Here is a 22416-nt window from a genome sequence, read left to right on the forward strand (position 1 = left end):
GGGCGGCTTCAGGCCGGTTGGCCGGTCTTGCGCACGCTCTTCATGATCGGCTGCACGACATAGTGCATCGCCACGATCGCGATGCCGCCGACGATCAGGCCGAACACGGCTGAGAACACCGCCCCCGTCAGCCATTCCAGGACACCGCCCAGCGGCAGCATCGCGCCGGCTGCGACCGCCAGCCCATGGCTGGCATGGCCGAGCCCGGTCAGGCCGAATTCTTCCAGCCCATGGATGATAATGCCGCCGCCAACCCACAGCATCGCCGCCGTGCCGACCGCGCTGAGCGCGGTCAGGAAATGCGGCATGCCGACGACCAGCGCGCGACCGAGCAGCCGCACCGGCGCAAAGCGCCGCTGCGCCAACGCGAGCCCGACATCGTCCGCCTTCACGATCAGCGCCACCACGCCATAGACCAGCACGGTGATGCCGATGCCGACCAGCGCCAGGACGATCGCCTGCATCTGGAAGGAGGCGGTCGAGACGGTCGACAGGGTGATCGCCATGATCTCGGCCGAGAGGATGAAATCGGTCTTGATCGCGCCCGCGATCTTCTGCTCCTCGAGCAGCTTGGGATCGAGCACCGCCTTGCCGGCCTCATCCGGGGTGGCCGCCGCGTGCGGCACGACCAGTTCGAGGATCTTCTCGGCGCCCTCATAGCAGAGATAGACGCCGCCCATCATCAGCAGCGGTGTGATCAGCCAGGGCGCGACGAGGGCCAGGATCAGCGCGCCCGGCAGCAGGAAGAGCAGCTTGTTCTTGAGCGAACCGAGCGCGATTTTCCAGATGATCGGCAGCTCGCGCGACGCAGCGAAGCCCACCGCATAGCGCGGCGTCACGGCCGCATCGTCGATGACGATGCCGGCCGCCTTGGTGCCGGCCTTGGTCGCCTGCGCCACCACATCGTCCACGGACGAAGCGGCAACCTTGGCGATGCCTGCGATATCATCCAGCAGCGCGAACAATCCGGAAGCCACGTCTTGTCTCCATGATGAAGGGCGGCGCGGCAGATCATCCGCCGCGGCCGCCCCGTCAACAAGACGCGGCAGCGCCGTTTTGGTTCAGCCCTGGTTGATTTCGAACAGGCCGGCACAGCCCATGCCGCCGGCGACGCACATCGTCACGACCGCATAGCGCGCCTTGCGGCGGCTCCCTTCCAGCAGCGCATGACCGACGAGCCGCGCGCCGCTCATGCCGAAGGGATGACCGATCGCGATCGCGCCGCCATTGACGTTGACCTTGTCGGGATCGATCCCCAGCGTGTCGCGACAATAGATCGACTGCGAGGCAAAGGCCTCGTTCAGCTCCCAGAGGTCGATGTCGTCGACGGTGAGGCCGTTGCGTTCGAGCAGGCGCGGGACGGCGAACACGGGACCAATGCCCATCTCGTCGGGCTCGCATCCGGCCGAGGCGAAGCCGCGGAAGATGCCGAGCGGCGACAAACCACGCCGCGACGCCTCGGCGGCCGACATCACCACGCTGGCTGCCGCCCCGTCCGAGAGCTGGCTGGCATTGCCGGCCGTGATGAACTGGTCCTCCCCGCGCACCGGCTTGAGCTTGAGCAGACCGTCCAGCGTGGTCTCGGGCCGGTTGCCCTCGTCCTTGGACAGCGTCACCTCCTGCTGGCTGACCGTGCCGGTTGCCTTGTCGGTGACCGCCATGACGGCGCTCATCGGCACGATCTCATTGTCGAACAGCTGGCGCTGCTGGGCGGCTGCCGTGCGCCTCTGGCTCTCCAGCGAAAATTCGTCCTGAGCCTGTCGCGAGATGCCGTAGCGCTGCGCCACATTGTCGGCGGTCTCGATCATCGAGGTGTAGATCGACGGCTTATGCGCCATCAGCCAGTCGTTCTGGGTCAGCTCGCGCCGCACCACCGGCTGGACGAGGCTGATCGACTCGACACCGCCGCCGACTGCGACCGGAACGCCGTCCATCACGACGCGGCGCGCCGCATGGGCGATCGCCTCCAGGCCGGAGGCGCAGAAGCGGCTGACCGTGACGCCGGCCGACTGCACGGGCAGGCCGGCGACCAGCGCGCCATGCCGGGCGACGTTGCCGCCGGTGGCGGCTTCGGGATAGCCGCAGCCCATCACCACCTCCTCGACCGCCTCGGGTTCCAGATCGGCGCGCAGCAGCGCATGCCGGATCGCGTGAGCCGCCATATCGGCCCCGCGGACCTGGTTGAAGGCGCCGCGATGGGCCTTGCCGATCGGTGTGCGGGCGGTGGAGACGATCACGGCTTCGGTCATGGACGCTTCATCCCTGTTGTCGGATTTTTGTTTGCTTGGGAAACTAGACGGGCCTAGCCTTCAGATCGGCAAAGCCTTTGCCCTCGGCTGCAAGCCGGCGCAGCAGCGGCGCCGGTTCGAGCGCCGTGTCGCCGGTCTCCGCCGCCTGCGCTTCCAGCCGCGCGACGATGACGCCAAGCCCAATCGTATCGGCCCAGTGCATCGGTCCGCCGCGCCAAGCCGGCCAGTTATAGCCGTTGAGCCAAATGACATCGATGTCGCCCGGCCTCGCCGCGATGCCCTCCTCCAGGATGCGGGCGCCTTCGTTGACCATCGGGTCGAGCAATCGCGACAGGATCTCGTCGGCCGTGAAGCTGCGCCGCGTCACGCCCTTCTCCTGCGAGACCCGCGCAATCAGCGCCTCGACCTCCGGGTCGCGCTGCCCGGTTCGTGCGCCGTCGGGATAGAGGAAATAGCCGCGTCCGGTCTTCTGGCCGAACCAGCCGGCCTCGCAGATCGCATCGGCCACGGCGGCAGTCTTGCCGCGCGCCTTGCGCGAGCGCCAGCCGATGTCGTTGCCGGCGAGATCGGCCATGGCGCAGGGCCCCATCTTGAAGCCGAAGCCCGTCAGCGCCGCATCGACCTCATGCGGCAGCGCGCCGGCGACCAGCAGGCGCTCGGTGGCGCGGGTGCGGGCCTCCAGCATGCGATTGCCGACGAAGCCGAAGCCGTTGCCGACCACGACCGGAACCTTGCCGAGCCGCCGCCCGAGCGCCATCGCCGTGACGACCGCATCATCGGCGACGCCGGCGGGACGGACGATCTCCAGCAGCTTCATCACATTGGCGGGGCTGAAGAAATGCATCCCCAGCACATCCTGCGGCCGCGTCGTCGCAGCCGCGATGGTCGGCACGTCGAGATAGGACGTGTTGCTGGCGAGGATCGCGCCCGGCTTCACGATCGCGTCGAGCGCGCCGAAGATCTGCTGCTTGACGCCCATCTCCTCGAAGGCCGCCTCGATCACGATGTCGGCCTCGGCCGCAGCGCCGAGCCCGACAGCCGGCGTGATCAGCGCCACCCTTTCGTCGCGCTTCGCAGGCGTCAGCGAGCCGCGCGTCACCGACATCTCGTAGATGGCCGCCACGCGGTTCATGCCGTTGTCGATCTGCGCCTGTTCCTGCTCGATCAGGGTCACCGCAATACCGGCATTGGCGAAGCACATCGCGATGCCCCCCCCCATCGTGCCGGCGCCGATGACGGCAGCTCTGGCGATCTCGCGCGGCTTCACCGCGCTGTCGATGCCCGGCACGCGGGCGATCTCGCGTTCGGCGAAGAAGACATAACGGAGCGCCTTCGAGCGCGGATCGGCCAGCAGCGCCGTGAATAAGGCGCGCTCGGCCGCCAGCCCTTCCGCGAAAGACAGGGTGAAGGCGGCGCGCACCGCCTCGATCAGCGCCATCGCATTGGGCATGTCGCCGGATTTCAGGCTGGCCTCAGCCGCCAGCACCTCGAAAGCTTCGCGATCCTTCGCGGTCAGGCGGTCGTCCCGCTCGCGAGCCGGCTCGGGAGCGCCCTTTGCCACCAGCGCCTGTGCCAGCGTCACGGCCGCCGCGACGACATCGCCGCCCGCCACCTCATCGACGAGGCCGAGTTCCAGCGCCTTGCCGGCGGAAACCGGCTCCCCCGACAGCATCATCGGGAACGCCTTCGCCGCCCCGATCAGGCGCGGCAGCCGCTGCGTGCCGCCCGCTCCCGGGATCAGGCCAAGCTTGATCTCGGGCAGGCCGAGCATGGCCGATGCCGCCGCCACGCGAGCATGGCAGGCCAGCGCGACCTCGAGCCCGCCGCCGAGCGCTACGCCCTGGATCGCCGCGACGACCGGCTTTTCCGACCCCTCGATGGCGTCGAGCACATCGGGCAGAAGCGGAGCGAGCGGCGGCTTGCCGAACTCGCTGATGTCGGCACCCGCGATGAAGGCCTTGCCGGCAGCCGCGATCACGATGGCCGTCACCGCCGGATCGGTGCTCGCCTCGGACAGGACACGGGCGAGATCGGCCCGCAGCGCCTGGCCCAGCGCATTGACCGGCGGGTTGTCGATCGTGGCGATCGCGATCTCGCCTTGACGGGCGAGCCGGACGGTCTCCATCGGCGTATATCCTCAGGCTGGTGCCGGGCGCCTAGCCTGGCCGTTGAGCGCGAAGGAGGAAGTCCGCCGCTCGGCTTTTTGTCAAGCCGGGACGACGGCAGGGCGCGTCGGCACAGGAGCAGACGCCACCGGTCACGGCGCCCGCCTTGACCCTCGGTGAAAGGCCGTGCCAAGCCTCGTCCAACGACAATCACGAGCCTCGGGCCGGCACCCTACAATGCGTGCCGCACCATCGATCGGGGCCGCAGGGACGAGGATCTGCCGATGACCGCCGCCGTTCTGATCGAAACCGTCGCGCCCGGCGTCAGCCAGATCACGATGAACCGGCCGGAGCGCAAGAACGCGCTCGACCGCGCCAGCTATGTCGGGCTGATCGAGGCCTTCGCCGCAGCAGAGGCTGATCCGGATATCCGCGCCATCGTCATCACCGGCGCGGGCAACTGCTTCACCAGCGGCAACGACATCCGCGATTTCGCCGCCGCGGCCGGCGACGGCGCCCGCATCGCCATGGATTTCCTGACCACGATATCGACCGCGACCAAACCCGTCATTGCCGCCGTGGAGGGTTTTGCCGTCGGCATCGGCACGACGATGCTGCTGCATTGCGATCTCGCCTTTTCCGGTGATGCTGCGGTGTTCCGCATGCCTTTCGTGGCGCTCGGCCTCTCGCCCGAGGGCGCGTCGTCCTATCTGCTGCCGCTGGTCGCGGGCTCGAAGCGGGCGGCCGCACTGCTGATGCTGGCGGAGGCCTTCGGGCCTCGCGAAGCGCTGGACGCAGGCCTCCTCAACGCGGTCGTCGCGCAGGGCGGCGCGCTGGCGGCTGCTTTGGACAAGGCGAGCGCGCTCGCAGCCCTGCCACCGCAATCGGTCGCCTTGACCAAGCTGCTGCTGAAGCGTGGCCATGCGACCACCGTCGCCGAGACGATCGCCACCGAAGGCCGCCATTTCGGCGAGCGCTTGCGCTCGGAGGAAGCGCAGGCCGCCTTCGCGGCGTTCCTCAAGCGCTAACCCGGCTCGCGATCCGCGCCGCCGAGCCACTGCTTCATCGCGCCGATGAAGCCGATGACGCACCCGGCCAGGATGACCCATTGCAGCACCGAGAGCGCCATGCTCGGCGTCTCCCGCGAGGTTGCCATGTCATAAGCCAGCCACGCGCCGGCCACGCCGGTCAGCAAGGCTTGGCTCTTGGGATTGCCCATCGAAGCCTCTCCCCTGTTGTAGGTCGGCCCCTTTATTCGCACGCCTCACGAGCCCCTTCATCATGCGAATGAAGGGGCCGATCGCGCCGAGCCTCTCAGGCCGCCTGAGCCCGCCCGCCCCGCATTTTTCCCAACCCCCAGGAGAAAGCCGGCCAGAGCAGCGCGGCGAGCGTCATGGCGGCGAGCACGCTCGCGACCGGCCGCTCGAAGAAGGGCAGGATCGAGCCGTCCGACTTGATCAGCGAGGTAACGAAGCTCTGCTCGACCATCGTGCCCATGACGATGCCCAGCACCATCGCCGCGACTGGATAGCCGTTCTTCTCCATGAAGAAGCCGACCAGCCCGAAGACGGCGACGCACCAGACGGCGAAGAGATTGTTGCCGGCGGTCGCGAAGGCGCCCACCGCACAGAACACCAGGATGACCGGCATCACGGCCGATCGCGGTGCGCTGACGACGCGGCTGGCGATGCGGATCATCACGATGCCCAGCGGGATCATGATGATGTTGCCCAGAATGAAGATGATGTAGAGCGCGTACATGCTCGACGCCTGCGACGAGAACAGCGTCGGGCCGGGGTTGAGCCCCTTCATGTAGAGCACGCCGATGGCGATCGCGGTGATCGTGTCGCCGGGGATGCCGAACAGCAGCGCCGGCACCCAGCCCGACGCCAGCGAGGCGTTGTTGCTGGCACCAGCCTCGATCAACCCCTCGGGATGGCCGGTGCCGAACTTCTCCGGCGTCTTCGAGAAGCGCTTCGCCATGGCGTAGCTGACCCAGGCCGCCATGTCGGCGCCGGCGCCCGGCAGAACGCCGATGATGATGCCGATGATGTTTCCGCGCGTCTGCTGGACCGGATACTCCTTGGTCAGCTTCCACTGTCCCTTGAGAATGCTGCCGAGGCGCCTGTGCTCCAGCTTGGGCGGCTCGCGCTCGGTGATCGAACGCATCACCTCGGCCAGCGCGAAGACGCCGACCAGCGCCGGGATTGGCTCGATGCCGCCCAAAAGATCGGTCGACCCCAGCGTGAAGCGCGCCACGCCGCCGGGATTGTCGATGCCGATGCAGGTGATCAGCAACCCAAGCAGCATGGAGGCGATCGCCTTGATCGGCGAGGAGCGCGCGACCAGCGTCGCGCACATCAGGCCGAGCATGGCGAGCCAGAAATTCTCATAGGTCGAGAAGGACAGCGCGAATTCGGCCAGGACCGGCGCCAGCACCATCAAAGACAGCGTGCCGGCGATGCCGCCGAGCGCCGAGAACCACAGGCAGATGCCGAGCGCCGTCTCGGCCTGACCCTTGCGGGTCATCGCATAGGCTTCGTCGGTATAGGCGGCCGAGGCCGGCGTGCCGGGAATGCGCAGCAGGCAGCCGGGAATATCGCCCGAGAAGATCGCCATGGCCGACGCGGTAATGATCGTCGCCACCGCCGCGATCGGTGACAGATAGAAGGTGACGGGTACGAGCAGCGCCGTCGCCATGGTGGCGGAGAGGCCCGGCAGGGAGCCAACGACAAGTCCGTAGATGGCAGACGCGAAGATCGCGATCAAGACGTCGGTCTGGAAGACCAGCCCGAAGGCCTGGACAATGGTGTTCATCATGGCGCCATCACCAGGGGAAGGGCAAGAGACCGCCCGGAAGCGGCACGCGCAGCAGCTTCAGGAAGATCAGGTTGACGACGAAGGGGGCGATGATGGCGACCGGGATCACGAGTTTGGCGCGCGCGCCAAAGGCAGAGCTCGCCGTCGCGACCATGATCGCCGCGGTCGGCAGAAAGCCCAGGGCCTCGGAGGCCAGCGCGTAGAAGGCGACGAGCGCTGGCGGCAGCAGCGCGAGCCACGCTTTCCAGGGTGGTGGCGGCTTGAGCAGTTCAGGCGCCGTATGCAGGGCGACATCCGCTTCCGCCACCTCTTCGAGGCGGCGTCCGACGCCCAGCACGATCAGGGCCCCGCAGAGCACGAGGCCTACGCCGATCACCATCGGAAAGGCGGAAGGCCCGACCTGCTGGCCCGGAACGGGCGGCAACTGCGAGCCATAGGCGAAGGAAAGCGCCCCCAGCGTCGCGACGACGGCGCCGGTCAAACGGTCGGACATCAGCATTGGCGTATAACTCGTGCGTGAAACGAAGGCGGTGAGCCGGGACCGCAGGCCCTCGGCTCACCGCAATGTCGAGGCCTCAGGCCTTGGCGAGTCCGGCCGCCTTCATGAAGGCACCCATCTTCTTGTCACTGTCGGCCATGAAGGCCTCGAACGCGGCACCGTCGGCATATTTCATCGTGAGACCGCGCGAATCCATGAACTCCTTGTAGTCCTTGGAGTCGTAGATCTTCTTCAGCTCGGCGCCGAGCAGCTTCGTGATATCGGCGGGCAGGTTCTTCGGGCCTCCGATGCCGCGCCAGGAACCGAGCGTGATGTCAATGCCCAGCGTCTCCTTCAGCGTCGGCACGTCCTTGAACTGCGGCATCCGCGCATCCGCCATGATGGCGAGGGACTTGGCCTTGCCGGCGTCGATCATGGCGCGGGCCTCCGGCACCGAGCAGGTGTTGAAGTCGAGGCCGCCGGCGGCGAGGTCCTGCATCGCCGGCGCGGCCCCGTTCGAGGGCACCCAGGCGACATGGTCCGGCTTCAGCCCCATGCCCTGCAGCCAGCCGACCAGGGCGAGATGCCAGATGCCGCCTTGTCCGGTGCCAGAAGCCTTGAACTTGCCGGGAGGCGCCGCCTTGATCGCCTCGGCCAGCGCCTTGATGTCCTTGTAGGGCGAATCGGACTTCACATGGACGCCTGGCGCATCGTCGTTCATCTGCGCAAGCGAGGTGTAGTTCTGATAGGTGAGCTGCGTCAGGCCCTGGTGATGCATCATCGCGATTTCCGACGTGATGATGCCGAGCGTGTAGCCGTCCGGCGCCGCGGTGGCGATGGCGGAATGGCCGACGACGCCCGAGCCGCCGGTGCGGTTGACGACGCCGAAGGGCTGGCCGAGGCTCTTTTCCAGGAGGCCGGCGATGATCCGCACCACAGCGTCGGTGCCGCCGCCGGCGCCCCACGGGCAGATCATGGTGACCGGCCGGCTCGGCCATTTTGCCTGCGCGATCGCAGGTGCCGCGATCAAACCGGCTGCGCCGGCAGCCGCAGCGCCTTTGAGAACACCGCGCCTGCTGATGATGTCGGTCATGGGTGGTTCCTCTTCCCTAAATCGTTTGAATTCCCGGGCGCTCCTCGTCGCTTGAACGGGGCACCCCTGCGGGACGGTGGCTCGTCAGACGGTTACATCTGAGACGGTTGCATCTGAGCCGATTGTCGCAGCGGAGACAACAGGACTTTTCGGCGAATATCCTACAATCCGCACATCACCGGGAGAACGGAACTCGCCACCTTGGCGACGACAGCGCCCGTGCTGAGTTCGGGGCCCGGCGTTGCGGCCACCGGCGAAACGCCTGCCTTCGTCAGCAGCGCATGCAGCGCCGCCCCATCCGCGATCGCATAGGCGCGCTGCGGCGCGACGCCTGCGATCAACACCTTGTCGGAAGGGTTGGCGGTGACGATCCCCACAAGGCGGCCCTGGCGGTCGAAGGCCGGACTGCCGGCATGCCCTGGCTGAAGCGGCGCGAGCACCGCCGCATGGCTGCCGACATGCACGGCCTGTCCGGGGAGCGCGACAGCCATGCGGCTAACGCCGTGGAGGGCAGGCCCCGTACGGCGGTAGCCGTCCTCGTCATAGGCGACGAGCGTGAGGCTCTCGCGGTCGGAGGGCGCCTCTCCTCGCAAGGGCTGGACCGCGAAAGCCGGGCCGCCCGCGACATCGAGCAGAACGAGCCCGCTTTCAGGCGATCCACGCAGCTTGGCTCCGCGATCGCCGACCTGCACGGACTTGCAGCCCTCGACGACGGCGGACGCCGTCACTGCCACGCGCTCGGCCACTGCGAGCGCGACGCCGTAGCGCAGCTGAGGCACCAGCCACCCCGTCGCACGCGCCGGAGGAGCCGCTGCGACGGCGGGGGCAGCCGGCATCGGCCCGGTCGGGAAAGGCTCGAAGCTCGACGCGATGGCGATCACCAGCTTGTCGACCGTGCCCGAGAGCGCCTTGTCATAGCCGATCGAGAAGCCGCGCAGGCCAGACGGCCCGGCCGCCAGCCGGCGGTAGAACTTGCCTGTCGGCGTCTCGCCGGTGACGACGAAGAAGTCCGGCCGCAGCAATTTGTAGGTGATTTTGCGGCCGGGATTGTTCGGGGTCGGCGCCGTCGCCTTCTCGAACACGGCCTCCAGCGTCTCTCCCGGCGTCGTGGCCGAGGTGTCGAGCGTGACCTTTCCGTCCTCGCTCTGCCAGCGGCTGCCGGAGGGCGAGACGTCGCGCTTCGGCAGGATTTTGGCCGGAATGCCGATGCGCACGCCGGTTTTCTCGTCGGCGATCAGCCGGAAACCAGCCGCATCGCGCGCGGCTTGAGCTGCCTGAGCCAGCGCCCGCCGCTCGGCCGGGTTCAGCATGCCGTCGGGCGCCCCGCGCGCGGCGGCTTTCATCGCGTTGATGGCCCGGAAGGTCAGAGGGCCATAGGAGCCGCTCGCCGCGCCGTTGAAATGGCCGGTCCAGATCAGATCGGTCTGGATCGCCTTGCGTTCCGCCTCGGGCAGGCTCTCGAAGCTCGCTTGGGCCGCCGCGAGCTGAGGATTGGGTCCGGGCGCGGGCTGCGCGCTTGCGAGCGGCGCGCCCAGCAGGGCGAGCGCCAGTGCGACGGCCAGGACCTGCTGGGTGCGGGAATGAGGCAGACGGGCGCGCGACATGGGTCTCGTCCTCGAAGCTGGGCGAAGCGGCGCCATTGAGCGTCAGAACGGCCCGCGCCGCAACTGCGGGCTCCCGACATCGCGCGGCGAGATGATCCGCAGGGCGGATCTTGCAACGACCTTCATTCGCGACGACCTTCATTCGCATGACTTGAACGCGCGCGACGCAGTGATAGCCTGCCGCCCGGTCTCACCCCGCGATGGGCTGAAGCGTTTGTCCACCGACGCCGTCGACGGACCCGACGCAGAGGCGGACCGGACCCAGAGGAACGACGATGACCCTGCTCGCCCGTCTTGCGCTCCTCCTCGGCCTCACCCTCGCCGCCCATCCGGCCCTGGCCCAGAAGGCCTATGTCCGCAACGATCTCGCAGCCGACGGGCAGCGGCTGGAGGAGCGGCTCAAGCGCGAGGTTTCGAGCACACGCCCCGCAGCCGACGCCGTGCGCGCCGGCGAGGCGGCGCTGGCCCGCGGCGATGCCCGCGCCGCTTTGCCCCAGGCCAATGCCGCCGTCGTCGCCGACCCCGCCGGCGCCGCCGGCTGGCGCCTGATGGCGCGCGCTGCCAACGCGATCGAGCCGCGCGACTATCGCGAGCGCTGGGAGTTGCGCGAGCGCGCCATCAGCGCCGCCTATCTCGCCTATCAGCGCGCCATCGGCCGCAACGACGAGGCCGCATCGCTCGGCGTGCTCGCGCGCATATTCGAGAAGAACGAGCTCTGGCGTCCGGCGCTGACGACCTATCGGCTCAGCCTCGACCTCGTCGACAACGCCTCGCTGCGCACCGCCTATGAAGGCCTGCGCGAGCAGCGCGGCTTCCGTCTGACCTCCAACAAGGTCGATGCCGACGCCGCCTCGCCCCGCGCCTGCTTCGAGTTTTCCGAACCGCTGGCGCGCGGCCGCGTCGATTTCGCGCCTTACGTCGCGATCTCAGGCGGCAAAGGCGACTTCGCGGTCTCGGCCGAAGACAAGCAGATCTGCGTCGACGGCCTGCGCCATGGCGAACGCTACGGCTTCGTCATCCGCCAGGGCGTGCCCTCGGCGATCCCTGACGAAAAGCTGCTGAAATCGGCGGACTACGAGGTCTATGTCCGCGACCGCACGCCGTCCGTCCGCTTCACCGGCAAGAACTACGTCCTGCCGCGCACCGGCCAGCAGGGCGTGCCGGTGGTCTCGGTCAACACCGGCCGGCTCGACCTCGATGTCATGCGCATCGGCGACCGCAACCTGATCAACTCGGTCCATTCCGAGGACTTCCTCGGCCAGCTCGGCGCCTATCAGTCCAGGCAGATCGCCTCCGACAAGGGCCAAAGCGTCTGGACCGGCTCGATGGAGGTCAAATCCGAGCTCAACAAGGACGTCGTCACTGCCTTCCCTGTGGTCGAGGCGGTCGGCGCCCTGAAGCCCGGAATCTATGTGATGTTCGCCAAGCCGGCCGGCGGCAATGCTGTCGCGCCCGTCTCAGATGGAGACGGCGATGGCGACTACGGCGACGGCACGACCCGCGCGACGCAGTGGTTCGTCGTCTCCGATCTTGGCCTGACCTCCTTCTCCGGCCCCGACGGCGTGCATGTGCTGGTGCGCTCGCTCGCCAATGCGGCCCCCGTCGCCAATGCCGAGCTGCGCCTTCTCGCCCGCAACAACGAGGTGCTGGCGACCGTCCGCTCCGATGCCAATGGCTATGCCCGCTTCGATGCCGGCCTCGCCAAGGGCCAGGGCGGCAATGCGCCTGGTCTCGTCACCGCCTCGCTCTCCGAGGATTACGGCTTCCTCGACCTCAAGCAGACGGCGTTCGATCTCTCCGATCGCGGCGTCAAGGGGCGCGTCGCGCCCGCCGGGCTCGACGCCTTCCTCTACACCGAGCGCGGCGTCTACCGCTCCGGCGAGACCGTCTACCTCACCGCCCTGCTGCGCGATGCGCGCGGCGCCGCCGTCACGGGCCTGCCGCTGACGCTCTCGGTCAAGCGCCCCGACGGCGTCGAATACCGCCGCCGCCAGGTCGAGGACCAGGGCGCCGGCGGACGTGCCCATTCGATCCAGCTCCTGTCGGGGGCCGCGACCGGCACCTGGCGGGTCCAGGCCTATGCCGACCCCAAGGGCCCGGCCATCGGCGAGGTCTCCTTCCTCGTCGAGGATTATGTCCCCGAGCGTCTCGAACTGACGCTGGCGCCCAAGGCGCCCGTCCTCCAGGCCGGCGAGCCGGCCGAGATCGGAGTCACCGCGCGCTATCTCTACGGGGCGCCGGGCTCGGCGCTCGACGTCAACGGCTCGATGACGATCCGCGCCGCCGGCCAATCGGCGATTCCGGGCTTTGCCGGTTATCAGGTCGGCCTGACCGACGAGGAGTTCCAGCCGGTCCAGTCGGACTTCGAGGAGAGCACCACCACCGACGCCGCTGGCAAGGTCACGGTGACCAACCCGGTCGCGCAGCCCGAGACCAACCGGCCGCTCGAAGCGGAGTTCACCATCCGCGTCGGCGAGCCCGGCGGGCGCGCCATCGCGCGCTCCGTGACCCTGCCGATTGTGCCCAAGGGCGCCGCCATCGGCGTGCGCAAGGCGTTCAAGGATGGCGAGGTCGGCAACGGCCAGACCGCGACCTTCGACGTCATCATGGCCAATGGCGACGGCCGGCGCCTCGCACGACCCGGGGTCAAATGGACCCTGTCCAAGGTCACCCGCAACTACCAGTGGTTCTTCCAGGACGGCCGCTGGAACTTCGAGGGCGTGAAATCGACCCGCCGCGTCGCCGATGGCGAGGTGGCAGTGACGGAGGCCGCAGTGGCCCGCATCGCCGCGCAGGTCGCATGGGGCAATTACCGCCTCGATGTCGCCGCCGACGGCCCTGATTCGACCGAGACCTCGGTATCCTTCAGCGTCGGCTACGAGGCGGACAAGACCGCCGATACGCCCGATGTGCTCGACGTCGCCCTCGACAAGGCATCTTACGCCGATGGCGAGAGCCTGCAGGTGCGGCTCGCCCCGCGCTTCGCCGGCAAGGCGACGCTGGCCGTGATCAGCGACCGCGTCGCTGATATCCGCACCATCGACATCGCGCCCGGCGGCACCACCGCCAGCATCCCGGTCAAGGCCGAATGGGGCGCAGGCGCCTATCTCGTCGTGCTCGCGCACAGGCCGATGGACACCGCAGCCCAGCGCCTACCGGGCCGCGCCATCGGCTTGTCCTGGTTTGCGATCGGCAAGGAGAACCGCACGCTGGCGCTCGATCTCGGCGCTCCCAATCTGGTGCGCCCACTCTCGAAGCTCTCCCTGCCGGTCAAGGTCACCGGCGCGCGCGCCGGCGAGGACGCCTTCATCACGGTCGCGGCCGTCGATGTCGGCATCCTCAACCTGACCCGCTTCGAAAGCCCCGACCCGAGCAAGTTCTTCTTCGGCCAGCGCCAGATCGGCCATGAGCTGCGCGACCTCTATGGCTATCTGATCGACGGCATGCAGGGCGTGCGCGGCGCGATCCGCACCGGCGGCGACATCTCGCCCGCGCTGGAAGGCGAGAAGCCGACGCAGGAGCCCGTCGCCCGCTATTCGGGCGTGGTCAAGGTCGAAGCCGACGGCATGGCCAGGATCGAGTTCGACCTGCCGGCCTTCAACGGCGCGCTGCGCGTCATGGCGGTCGCCTGGTCGGCCGGACGCACCGGCCAGGCCAGCACTGAGGTCATCGTGCGCGACCAAGTGGTCGCGCAAGCGACGCTGCCGCGCTTCCTCGCGATTGGCGACCAGTCGCGCTTCCACCTCGCCATCGACAATGTCGAGGGACCGGCCGGTGCCTATGTCGTCGATCTCGATGTGCGCGGGCCGGTGCTGGTGGCAGCCGACGCGACCCGCCGCACGATCCAACTCGCGGCAGGCGCCAAATCGCAGATGACGATCCCCGTCACCGCCGCCGGGCTCGGCCGCGCCGAGTTCGACGTCCGCATCACCGGGCCGGGCGGCGTCGGAACGGTCCAGAATCTCGCCGTGCGCGTGCAGCCTTCCGCCAACACGATCGCCCGCCGGATCGTGCGTCCCATCCCGGGCAATGGCGGCGCAATCACCGTCTCGTCCGATCTGATGGCCGATCTCGTGCCCAATTCCGGCCAGGTCTCGGTGTCGGTCTCGCCGCTCGCCGCGCTCGACGTACCCGCCTTGCTCAAGGCGCTCGACCGCTATCCCTATGGCTGCACCGAGCAGACCGTCAGCCGCGCCTTGCCGCTGCTCGCCGTCAACAAGCTCGCGAGCCTGGAGAACCTCGCGCTTGACGCCAATGCCGACGAGCGCGTGCAGAACGCGATCGAACGGGTGCTGGCCCGCCAGGGGGCCAACGGCTCCTTCGGTCTCTGGGGCGTCGGCGGCGACGATCTCTGGCTCGACGCCTTCACCGCCGATTTCCTGACGCGGGCCCGCGAGCGCCAGTTTCCGGTGCCGCAGACCGCCTTTAACCTCGCACTCGACCGCCTGCGCAACCAGGTCGTCAACACCGGCGAGATCGTCAAGGAGGAGGCGGCCGGCATCGCCTATGCGCTCTATGTGCTGGCCCGCAACGGCCGGCCGGTGATGGGTGATCTGCGCTATCTCGCCGACAACAAGCTCGCGGATTTCGCCACCCCGCTCGCCCGCGCCCAGATCGGCGCGGCGCTGTCGGCACTGGGCGATCGCGGGCGCGGACGCGCGGCCTTCACCAGCGCGCTCGCCAGCCTGCAGGACGCCCGCGACGACGGCCTCTCCCGGCCCGACTACGGCACCCGCCTGCGCGACGGTGCGGCAGTCCTCGCCCTCATCGCCGAATCCTCAGGCGAGCGCGCCGACATCACACGCGCCGCCGGCATCCTCGACAGTGCCCGCAACGCTTCGCGCTACACCTCGACGCAGGAGCAGATGTGGATGGTGCTGGCGGCCCAGGCCATGGCCAAGGACGCCGAGGGCATGTCGCTGACCGTCGATGGCGCCGAGCGCAAGGGTCCGCTCTACCGCACGATCTCGGCGGAGGCGCTGGAAGCGAAATCGCTGACCGTGGCCAATCCCGGCGCCGCGACCGCACAGGCCGTCATCACCGTTTCGGGCATTCCGACGAGCCCCGAACCCGCCCTCAACCAGGGCTTCGGGCTGGAGCGGGTGATCTACACGATGAAGGGCGAGCGGGCCGACCCCGCCCGCCTACGCCAGAACGAGCGCTATGTCGTGGCGCTGACGGTGACGGAAGCTGCGAGCCGCTATGGCCGGCTGCTGCTGGTCGATCCCGTTCCCGCCGGGCTGGAGATCGAGAACGCCAACCTCACCGAGGGCGCCTCTGTCGCGGGGCTCGACTGGCTGAAGCAGGAGGTTTCCCCGGTCCACACCGAGGCGCGCGACGACCGCTATGTGGCGGCCTTCGAACGGCTCGGCGGCACCAGCGCAAAGCTCGTCTATACGGTGGCCTATATCGCGCGCGCCGTGTCGCCGGGCAGCTATGTCGCGCCGGCCGCCGTGATCGAGGACATGTACCGGCCTGACCGGTTCGGGCGGACGGCGTTCGGGACTGTCGATATCGCCTCGGCTCGGTAATGGAGCCCATCACCACATCGTCATTCTCGGGTGAAGCAGGGCTTCGACCCGAGAATCTCTCGCAGGATGGAGCGACCTCCCTGCCTGAGATGCTCGGGTCAAGCCCGAGCATGACGGCGCGGCGACAAGGCTTCCGCACATTGAAGATCGCCGCGGCATCCTGCGCCCTGTTCGTTCTCGCCACAGCGGCCGCCCTCCTCCACTACGCCGCCACCCTCCCCCCGCTCGACCTCGCCGCCGCGACCGACCGCTCGACCGTCGTGCTCGACCGCGAGGGAAAGCTGCTGCGCCCCTTCCTGACCGCCGATGGGCGCTGGAAGCTCCCGGTCGGTGTCGATGATGTCGATCCGCGCTACCTCGCCATGCTCAAAGCCTTCGAGGACAAACGCTTCGACAGCCATCCCGGCATCGATCCGCTCGGCCTCTTCCGCGCCGCCGGCCAGATTCTGCTGAACGGCCGCATCGTTTCCGGCGGCTCGACGCTGACCATGCAGGTCGCCCGCCTGCTCGAACCGCGCGAGGAGCGAAGCCTGGCCGCCAAGCTGCGGCAGGCGGTGCGCGCCGTCGAGCTCGAACGCCGCTTCACCAAGCCGCAGATTCTCGGCCTCTACCTGACGCTGGCCCCCTTCGGCGGCAATCTCGAAGGTGTGCGCGCCGCGAGCTTCGCCTATTTCGGCAAGGAGCCCAAGCGCCTCTCGACCGCGGAGGCGGCGCTGCTCGTCGCGCTGCCGCAATCGCCGGAGACGCGCCGGCCAGATCGTTTTGGAGAGTCCGCCCGCAAGGCGCGCGAACGCGTGCTCGCCCGGGTCGAACAGGCCGGGCTCGCTACGGCCTTCGAGGTCGCAGCCGCACGCGACGAGCCGCTGCCGAGCGCGCGCAAGCCTTTCCCGAACCTCGCACCGCATGTCGCCGAGCAGGTCGTCGCGGAGGCGCCCGCAACGCGCCGGCATCGCCTCAGCCTCGATGCCCGCCTGCAGGCCGGGCTCGAAAGCCTTGCCCGCGAGCGCAGCCTGGGTCTCGCGCCCCAGGTCTCGATCGCCATCCTCGCCGTCGACAACGAGACCGGCGAGGTCCGCGCTTCGGTCGGCGGCGTCGACTACTTTGCAGCGGAGCGCGCCGGCTCACTGGACTTGACCCGCGCCTTGCGCTCGCCAGGCTCGGCGCTCAAGCCCTTCATCTACGCGCTGGCCTTCGACAATGGCATCGCCCACCCCGAGACCATGCTGGAGGACCGGCCGGCGCGCTACGGCATCTACGTGCCCGAAAATTTCGACATGACCTTCCAGGGCATGGTCTCGGCGCGCAAGGCGCTGCAGTTGTCGCTGAACGTCCCGGCGGTGGAACTGCTCTCGGCGCTTGGGCCGCAGCGCTTCCTGTCGCGCCTGCGCGATGCCGGCGTCGCCATCGCCATGCCCAGGGAGGGCGGCGCACCGGGGCTGGCGGTCGGGCTCGGCGGACTGGGGATCACGCTGCAGGATCTGACGCGGCTCTATGTCGGGCTGGCGCGTGGCGGCGAGGTGCCGGAACTGAGGTTGCGGGCCGATGCCGGGGCTTCCCCCGCCCCCCGTCTCGTCGAGCCCGTCGCGGCCTGGTATGTCGCCGATACGCTGCTCGGCGCGCCGCCCCCGCTCAACGCCATGCCCGGCCGCATCGCCTACAAGACCGGGACCTCCTACGGCTATCGCGATGCCTGGGCCGTCGGCTTCGACCGCAAGCATACGATCGGAGTCTGGGTAGGCCGGGCCGATAACGGCGCCGTGCCCGGGCTGGTCGGGCGCACCGTCGCCGCGCCAATCCTGTTCGATGCCTTCGCCCGCCTCGGGCTCGATCCGCGTGCCTTCCCGCAGCCACCCGACGCCATGGTCGCGACATCGGCGCATCTGCCCCCGCCGCTGCGCCACCTGCGCCAGGATGTGCCCAAGACCGTGTCCGCGATGGCCACACCGACACTCAAACTGGCCTTCCCGCCCGAAGGGGCCACGATCGATCTCGCCGCCTCAGCTGCGGAGGGTCAGGTCCAGCTCAACCTCAAGGTCGCGGGCGGCGTCGCGCCCTACACCTGGCTGGTGGATGGGGCACCGGTCCTCGCGCCGACGCGGCGGCGTGAAGCCGCCTGGCAGCCGCCGGGCAAAGGCTTCATGCGGATCTCGGTGATCGACGGCAGCGGCGCCAGCGAAAGCGTCTCGGTCAGGCTGCAGTGAAACTGCGCGTCATGCTCGGGCTTGACCCGAGCATCTCGGGACGCGTCCCAACTCGGTCGATGCAGCCGGCGTGGTCCGAGATTCTCGGGTCTGCGCTTCGCTTCGCCCGAGAATGACGCCGAGCGCTTACTCCGCCGGCTGCGGATGCGCCGCGTGATCACTGCCATGCACCGCATGTCCATGCACCAAGCGCTTCTTGCTGGCGAGATAGGAGTAGGCGACCGGCACCACGTAGAGGGTCAGCAGCGTCCCGAAGCTCATGCCGCCGACGATGACCCAGCCGATCTGCGAGCGGCTTTCGGCGCCCGCACCATGGGCGAGCGCCAGCGGCACGGCGCCGAGCACCATCGCGCCCGTCGTCATCAGGATCGGCCGCAGGCGAAGCTCAGCCGCCTCGACCAGCGCATCGATCATCTCCTTGCCCTCTTCCCGGAGCTGGTTGGTGAACTCCAGGATCAGGATGCCGTGCTTGGTAATCAAGCCGACCAGCGTGATCAGACCGATCTGGCTGTAGACGTTCATCGTGCCGCCGGTGAAGTACAGCGCTGCCAGCGCGCCCGTCAGCGAGAGCGGCACCGAGACCATGATCACGACCGGATCGATGAAGCTTTCGAACTGCGCCGCCAGCACCAGGTAGATGAAGCCCAGCGCCAGCAGGAACACGATCGCGATCGAGGCGCCCGACTGCTTGAACTCGCGGCTCTGGCCGGAATAGTCGATCTGCACCGCTTTCGGCAGCACCTTGGCCGCAGCCTGATCGAGCACCGCCAGTGCGTCGCCGAGCGAATAGCCCGCCCCCGGGACGGCCGTAATCGTCGCGGAACGGAGCTGGTTGAAGCGGATCAGCTCCTTGGGCGCCACGGTTTCCTCGATCTGGACCACGCTTGAGAGCTGCACGATCGCGCCGCTGCGCCCCATCAGATAGATCGACTGCAAGGCCTGCGGCGTATTGCGATCCTCTCCGCCGACCTGGATGACGACGTCATACTGTTCGCCGTTCATGTTGAAGCGCGTGACCTGCCGGCCACCGAGCAGCGTCTCCATGGTCCGACCGATCACATCGACACCGACGCCGAGATCGGCGGCGCGCTGCCGATCGATAGAGACTTTGATCTGCGGCTTGTCGAGGATCAGGTTCGACTCGACATTGGTCAACACGGGCGAACCGGCGACCTCCGCCAGCACCGCGTCGACATAGTCCTTGATCTGCGCATAGGGCTCCGACGAGCGCAGCACGAACTCGACAGGCTTGCTGTTGGCGCCGCCCTGCCCGAGCGAGGGCGGGTTGGTGGCGAACATCCGGATGCCCGGGATCTGCGACAGGTTGCGGTTGATGTCGGTCACCATCGCCTGCTGCTTGGTGTCACGCTCCTCCCACGGCTTCAGCCGCGCGAAGGCGATGGCGCGCGTCACGTCCGGAAAGCCGACGATGACGAGATTGGTCTGGACATCCGGGTATTTCTTGAAGAATTCCTCGGCCCGCCGCGCATATTCGGAGGTGAAACCCATGGTCGCCCCTTCCGGCGCGACGCCGATGACCGTGAAGCTGCCGCGATCCTCGACTGGCGCCAGTTCCGAGCGCAGGCTCGTGAAGAAGTAGTAGCTCCCGCCGGCAACGCAGACCGCCAGGAGAACGATCAGCGGACGGACGGCCAGCGCCCCTCGCAGCGAGGCCCGATAGCCGCGCGACAGCGCGTTGAAGCCGCTCTCGAAGAGATTGTAGACCCAGCCATGGGAGCTCTCGTGCTTGAGCAGCTTGGCGCACATCATCGGTGTCAGGGTGAGCGCGACGAAGCCCGAGACCAGCACCGCGCCGGCGAGCGTCAGCGCGAACTCGATGAAGAGCTTGCCGGTGCGGCCGGTCGAGAAGGCCATAGGCGCATAGACCGCGACCAGCGTCAGCGTCATCGCAATGACGGCGAAGGCGATCTCGTTGATGCCCTTGATCGCCGCTGCGTTGGCCTCCATTCCGTCCTCGATATGACGGTGGACATTCTCGAGAACGACGATGGCATCGTCGACGACGAGGCCGATCGCCAGCACCATGGAGAGCAGCGTCAGCGTATTGACGGTGAAGCCCAGCGCATACATCAGCGCGAACGAACCGACGAGCGAAACTGGAATCGTGACCAGCGGGATCAGCGTCGCGCGCACCGAGCGCAGGAAGATGAAGATGATCAGGACGACCAGCCCCACGGCTTCGAGGATCGTGCTGTAGACCGCCTGGATCGAGCGGTCGATGAAGACGGAGCTGTCGTAGGAGGTCGCGATTGTCATGCCATCGGGCAGGTCCTCGATGATGTCGGGCAGTGCCGCGCGGATGCCGTTCGACACGTCGAGCGGGTTGGCTGTCGCCTGCTTGACGATACCGATCGTGACCGAGGGGTTGCCCGAGAACCAGGCGGCATTGCGCTCCGCCAGCGCACCGAGTTCGACTTTGGCAATGTCGCGCAGCTTGACGGGAAAGCCGGTAACATCCTTGACGACGATCTGCTGGAACTGCTCCGGCCTCGTCAGCCCGGTTTGCGAGAGGACCGTAAATTCGCGGTTGTTGCTCTCGATGCGGCCGGATGGAATCTCGACGTTCTGGGCGCGAACCGCCGCCTCGATCTCTTGAACCGTGATGTTGTAGGCCGACATGCGGGCGCGATCGAGCCAGATCCGCATCGCGTAGCGCCGCTCGCCACGGATCTGCACCTCGGCGACGCCGGTGATGTTCTGCACGCGGTCTGTGATGAAGCGGTCGGCGAAATCGGTCAGTTCAAGCGGGTTGTGGCGCTTGCTGATCAGCGAGAGGAACAGGATCGGCTGCGCGTCCGCCTCGACCTTGGCGATGATCGGCTCTTCGATCTCCGTCGGCATGCGGCCGCGTACACGGCTGACCCGGTCGCGCACGTCGGACGCCGCGACATCGGGATCGACATCCGGCCGGAAGCGGACGGAGATGAAGCTGCGTTCCTGGCGGCTGGTCGACGAAATGATCTCGATGCCTTCGATGCCGGCGATCGAATTCTCGAGGACCTGGGTGACCTGGGTCTCGATGATCTCCGCGCTGGCGCCGGTATAGTCCGTCCGCACCGAGACGATCGGCTCGTCGATATTCGGGTATTCGCGCACCGTCAGCCGCGTATACGACACCGCGCCGATCAGCAGGACGAGCAGGCTCAGCACCGTCGACAGGACGGGTCGGCGAACGAAGAGCTCGAACAGGCTCATTGTTGGGCGCTCGATGCCGAGCCCGGCAGGGCGCTCGTCTGCACGGGCGGCTGGGCGTTCTTGATCGAGACGGTCGAGCCTTCACGCAGGCGCATCTGGCCGGAACTGACCACCATCATCTGCGGCGTCAGCCCTTTGACGATCTCGACCTTCCCCGGCAGGCGCTTGCCGAGCACGACGGCAACCCGCTTCGCCTTGCCGTTCTCGACGACGTAGACGATCTTGCCGACGCCATCGGGAACGACGGCCGATTCAGGGATCAGCATCGCATTCTCGCGGCGGTCGACCACGATGGTCACGCGGGCGAAGAGACCCGGCTTCAACACCAGGTCGGCATTGGGCACCGTTGCGCGCAGCTTGATCGCGCGGCCGTTGACATCGACCACCGGATCGACGGCAAAGATCTTGCCCTGGAAATCCTGGCCCGGAACCGCGTCCACCTTGAGGCTGATCGACTGGCCGAGCTTCACCTGGGACAGGAAGATTTCCGGCACGCGGAAATCGACCTTGATCGGATCGATATTGGTCAGCGTGATCAGTTGCTTGCCGACCGCGACATAGTCGCCGACGCTGACCGAGCGCAGCCCGACGACACCACTGAACGGCGCCATCAGCGCCGATTGGGCGAGCTTGGCCTGGGACAACTGGACACGCGCCTCGGCGGAAGCGAGCTTGGCGGTCGCCTCGTCATAGGCAACCTGGGTGCCGACGCCGCGCTGGTTGAGCGAACGGTTGCGCTCGAAGGTATCCTTCGCCAGGCCGAGATCGGCCTGCAATTGCTTCAGCTCGGCATCGAGGATCGCGGTGTCGAGCTTGACGAGGGATTGACCCTTCTCGACGCGCTCGCCTTCCTTGAAACCCAACGCGATGACGCGGCCGGCGATCTCGGGAGCGATCACGACGGACTCATCGGCGGCCAGGGTGCCGAGTGCCTCGACCTCCTCGTTGACGGTTGCCCGCTCGATTTTGGCAACCTCCACAGGCACGCTGGAAGCGCGCGCGGGGGCAGCAGCCGTCTGAGCCGCCGGAGTTCCAGCCTTGAAATGGCGATAGCCGTAATAACCACCGCCCGCCAAGCCGATGATCAGGAGCAGATAGACAAACCGCTTCATAGAACTG

Annotated in this window: 13 protein-coding genes; 3 read left to right on the forward strand and 10 right to left on the reverse strand. The window is 67.9% G+C overall.

The features are described from left to right. Positions 1–8: 8 nt before the first annotated feature. The 3 genes from AE618_RS15190 to AE618_RS15200 all read right to left on the reverse strand — a co-directional run bounded on the left by AE618_RS15190 (position 9) and on the right by AE618_RS15200 (position 4374). Positions 9–977, reverse strand: coding sequence for a DUF808 domain-containing protein (locus AE618_RS15190; protein ID WP_054209918.1), 969 nt, complete (start codon positions 975–977; stop codon positions 9–11). An 84-nt stretch (positions 978–1061) separates the two neighbouring features. Continuing rightward, positions 1062–2249: an acetyl-CoA C-acyltransferase gene (locus AE618_RS15195; protein ID WP_054209919.1), complete on the reverse strand. Its 1188-nt coding sequence runs from the start codon at positions 2247–2249 to the stop codon at positions 1062–1064. Positions 2250–2292: 43 nt separating this feature from the next. After that, positions 2293–4374 carry a 3-hydroxyacyl-CoA dehydrogenase NAD-binding domain-containing protein gene (locus tag AE618_RS15200; protein WP_054209920.1) on the reverse strand — a complete coding sequence of 694 codons (2082 nt, stop codon included), beginning with the start codon at positions 4372–4374 and terminating at the stop codon, positions 2293–2295. 264 nt (positions 4375–4638) lie between these two features. Between AE618_RS15200 and AE618_RS15205 the strand changes: the two genes are divergently transcribed. Further along, on the forward strand, positions 4639–5382 hold the full coding sequence (locus AE618_RS15205) for an enoyl-CoA hydratase-related protein (protein WP_054209921.1): 744 nt from the start codon (positions 4639–4641) through the stop codon (positions 5380–5382). Here the strand turns inward: AE618_RS15205 and AE618_RS15210 are convergent. The 5 genes from AE618_RS15210 to AE618_RS15230 form a co-directional block, all read right to left on the reverse strand. Beyond that, a complete protein-coding gene (locus AE618_RS15210; RefSeq protein WP_054209922.1) occupies positions 5379–5573 on the reverse strand; it encodes a hypothetical protein in 195 nt (64 codons plus the stop codon). The two genes, AE618_RS15205 and AE618_RS15210, sit on opposite strands and share 4 nt — an antisense overlap. 95 nt (positions 5574–5668) lie before the next feature. Beyond that, the gene (locus tag AE618_RS15215) at positions 5669–7174 is read right to left on the reverse strand and encodes a tripartite tricarboxylate transporter permease (protein ID WP_054209923.1); all 1506 of its coding nucleotides are present in this window, start codon (positions 7172–7174) and stop codon (positions 5669–5671) included. A 7-nt stretch (positions 7175–7181) separates the two neighbouring features. Further along, on the reverse strand, positions 7182–7667 hold the full coding sequence (locus tag AE618_RS15220) for a tripartite tricarboxylate transporter TctB family protein (RefSeq protein ID WP_248310890.1): 486 nt from the start codon (positions 7665–7667) through the stop codon (positions 7182–7184). A gap of 82 nt (positions 7668–7749) precedes the next feature. Then, positions 7750–8745, reverse strand: coding sequence for a tripartite tricarboxylate transporter substrate binding protein (locus AE618_RS15225; protein ID WP_054209925.1), 996 nt, complete (start codon positions 8743–8745; stop codon positions 7750–7752). A gap of 161 nt (positions 8746–8906) precedes the next feature. Continuing rightward, positions 8907–10349 (reverse strand): trypsin-like peptidase domain-containing protein, encoded by a 1443-nt coding sequence (locus AE618_RS15230; protein WP_054209926.1) that lies wholly within the window; start codon positions 10347–10349, stop codon positions 8907–8909. Between the two features lie 275 nt (positions 10350–10624). Here AE618_RS15230 and AE618_RS15235 point away from each other — a divergent pair, with 275 nt between their 5' ends. Together AE618_RS15235 and pbpC are read left to right on the forward strand one after the other, a co-directional pair. After that, positions 10625–15880, forward strand: a complete 5256-nt coding sequence (locus AE618_RS15235) for an alpha-2-macroglobulin family protein (protein WP_054209927.1) — start codon at positions 10625–10627, stop codon at positions 15878–15880. A 110-nt stretch (positions 15881–15990) separates the two neighbouring features. Then, complete coding sequence (gene pbpC, locus AE618_RS15240; protein WP_156330294.1) at positions 15991–18081, forward strand: penicillin-binding protein 1C; 2091 nt, start codon at positions 15991–15993, stop codon at positions 18079–18081. Positions 18082–18207: 126 nt separating this feature from the next. Here pbpC and AE618_RS15245 read toward each other — a convergent pair whose 3' ends face one another. Beyond that, the gene (locus AE618_RS15245) at positions 18208–21297 is read right to left on the reverse strand and encodes an efflux RND transporter permease subunit (RefSeq protein WP_054209929.1); all 3090 of its coding nucleotides are present in this window, start codon (positions 21295–21297) and stop codon (positions 18208–18210) included. Then, positions 21294–22409, reverse strand: a complete 1116-nt coding sequence (locus AE618_RS15250) for an efflux RND transporter periplasmic adaptor subunit (RefSeq protein ID WP_054209930.1) — start codon at positions 22407–22409, stop codon at positions 21294–21296. Before AE618_RS15250 ends, AE618_RS15245 begins: the two co-directional genes overlap by 4 nt. Between the last annotated feature and the right edge of the window lie 7 nt (positions 22410–22416).

This window comes from Allobosea vaviloviae (assembly GCF_001298265.1).
Lineage (GTDB): Bacteria > Pseudomonadota > Alphaproteobacteria > Rhizobiales > Beijerinckiaceae > Allobosea > Allobosea vaviloviae_B.